This is a genomic window from Streptomyces sp. SID11385 (assembly GCF_010548245.1).
Classification (GTDB): domain Bacteria; phylum Actinomycetota; class Actinomycetes; order Streptomycetales; family Streptomycetaceae; genus Streptomyces.
This window is the reverse complement of the sequence record NZ_JAAGLR010000055.1, coordinates 1-2,274: the sequence shown is the minus strand read 5'-3', so window position 1 is coordinate 2,274 and position 2,274 is coordinate 1. Positions and strand designations below refer to the sequence as shown.

2 protein-coding genes and 1 pseudogene are annotated in these 2,274 nt (G+C 74.3%); all 3 read right to left on the bottom strand.

What is annotated here, in order from left to right; genetic code table 11:
• On the bottom strand, positions 1-814 hold an 814-nt coding region (locus G3I42_RS02310; RefSeq protein ID WP_164282181.1), incomplete at its 3' end, for an ABC transporter permease.
• Positions 811-1,425: an ABC transporter ATP-binding protein gene (locus G3I42_RS02305; protein ID WP_164282182.1), complete on the bottom strand. Its 615-nt coding sequence runs from the start codon at positions 1,423-1,425 to the stop codon at positions 811-813. The genes G3I42_RS02310 and G3I42_RS02305, both read right to left, overlap by 4 nt.
• Before the next feature lie 92 nt (positions 1,426-1,517).
• Positions 1,518-2,274, bottom strand: a pseudogene (locus tag G3I42_RS02300) (hypothetical protein); the annotation flags it as partial.

Genomic DNA, 2,274 nt, shown 5'->3' with positions numbered 1-2,274 from the left:
GCGCGGGGGTGCCCGGGGCGCCGTCGGGTGCGGGGCGGCGGGGTCCGCGGCGGGTGGGGAGCGCGTCGCGGGTGCGGCGGCGGAAGACGAGGAAGGCGCAGGAGACGGCCGCCGCGCACCACAGGATCTGAATCCCCAGCCCTTGGCGCGAGGAGTCCGTGGAGAAGGCCGCGGCCATGCCGGCCTGCACCGCCCCGTACGACGGCAGGAAGCGGACGAACGTGCTGTCGGACCCCGAGCTGGACAGGGGGTTCTGGAGTGCGACGTCGAGGATGCTGATCATCAGGATGGCGAACATCCCCTCCACCTCGTGCCGCAGGACCGAGCCGAAGACCACGCCGAGCGCGCCGTACGTCAGGGCGGCCCAGAACAGCGCGGCGGTCAGGAGGAGGGGCTGCCGGGGGGACCAGGCCACTCCGGTGACGGCCGTCGCGTAGCCGGAGATCGCGGCGCAGATCAGGGTCAGCGCGGAGAGCTTGGCGAGCACGAGGTGGAAGCGGGGGTAACCGGCCATGGCCAGGCGCCGGTCGAAGGCGCCGCCCGTGAACGTCGCGGCGAACATCATGAACCCGGCGATCAGCGTGACGGCGTTGAGGGCGCCGGTGATCTGGGTGAGGTGGTTGCCCGCGGGCGAGAGGACCTGTCCGGTGGCGCGGAGCCGGAAGGGCGCCGGGCGGTCGGGGATGGTGACGTAGGCGAGGGTGATCCAGGTGGGGATGTAGAGCGCCACGAGCAGCATGGCGAAGCGGTTGCGGGCGTGGCCGGTGAGCGCGTACCGGGTGGCGGTGGCGAACAGCGAGAGGTGTCCGTTCATGTCGCCTCTCCGGGGCGGGGGTCCTGGGGGGTGAGACGGCCGTCGCGCAGGCGCCACAGCGCGTCGAGCCGTCCCGCGTCGTAGGCCAGGTGCGAGACCACGAGGACGGAGCGCCCGGCGTCGCGCAGCGCGCCCGCGAGTTCCCAGAAGCGCAGGTAGGTCTCCCAGTCGAAGCCCTGGTACGGCTCGTCGAGGAGGAGCACGTCCGGGTCGTGCATGAGCGCCAGCGTCAGGTTCAGCTTCTGCCGGGAGCCGCCGCTGAGCCGGCCGGCGCGCTCGTCGAGGTACTCGGTGAAGGCCAGCGTCTCCAGCACCTCGTGGGCCCGGCGCAGGTCCGGGAGCCGGAAGGCGCCGCGGAAGAGGTCGAGGTGCTGACGGACCGTGAAGGCGTCGTCGAGGACGACCGTCTGCGGGCAGTAGCCGAAGCTGCCCCGGTGCCTCATCGTGCCGCGGTCGGGCCGCAGTTCCCCGGAGAGTGCCTTGAGCAGGGTCGACTTCCCCGCGCCGTTCTCGCCCACGATCCCGGCGAGCACACCGGGGCGCAGCACGAAGTCGATGCCGCGCAGCACGTCGCGCCGCCGGTAGGAGTGGTGCAGGCCGCCGACCTCCAGCAGGCCGCGGGCTTCCGGCGGGGAGCCGCCGTCCGGCAGGCGGCCGGCCTCCAGCAGGCCGTCGCGCCCGCGCCCGCCCGGAGCCGCCCACCTCATTCCGCGTCCGCGGGGGTCACGGCCGCGTCGAGTTCCGCGCCCTCGGGAGGCACGGCCGTGTCGGGTTCCGCGTCGGCCGGGGTCACGGCCGCGTCGAGTTCCGCCACGGCCTGTTCCCACAGTCGTGGCAGGCTCTCCGCCTGGGGAAGGGCGCGGTCGGTCACGAAGGACACGTCCGCCCAGGTGCCGAAGAACGAGAGGCCGACGCCGAAGAGGTGTCCGGGCAGGAGCAGGGGCAGGATGGCGGTGCCCGTGACCGTCGTGCTGCCGAGGGCGCCCTCGTCCGCCACGGGCATCGAGGTGGCGAGGACGTCGGTGACGCGCGAGGAGAACACTCCGCGCATGTACCACTCGGTCGGCCGGTCGGGCATGAAGCGCACCACGTCCTGGACGGCCTGCCGCCACGGTTCGCTCCGCAGGCGCGCGGTCGCCCGCGTCACCCGCCGCAGACGCCACAACGCCGCGTCCCGCTGCGGGTGTTGCCCGTCCTTCGGCGCCGGGGCGCGTACGGGGAGGTGGAGCGGCAGGGCGAAGCAGCGGTTGCCCCAGGTCTGTTCCTCGTCCCCGCGCCGGGCGTCCAGGGGCACGAGCGCCGAGACGCGCGGCAGCGGTGTGCCCGTCCGGTCCGACCAGACGGACAGGGCACCGGCCAGCGCGGCGAGGTGGGCGTCGTGCGCGGAGCCGCCGTGCGCGCCGCCGATCCGCCGCAGCGTGTCCAGCGGTACGCGGCCCCGCCACAGCCGCCGCTCGCCC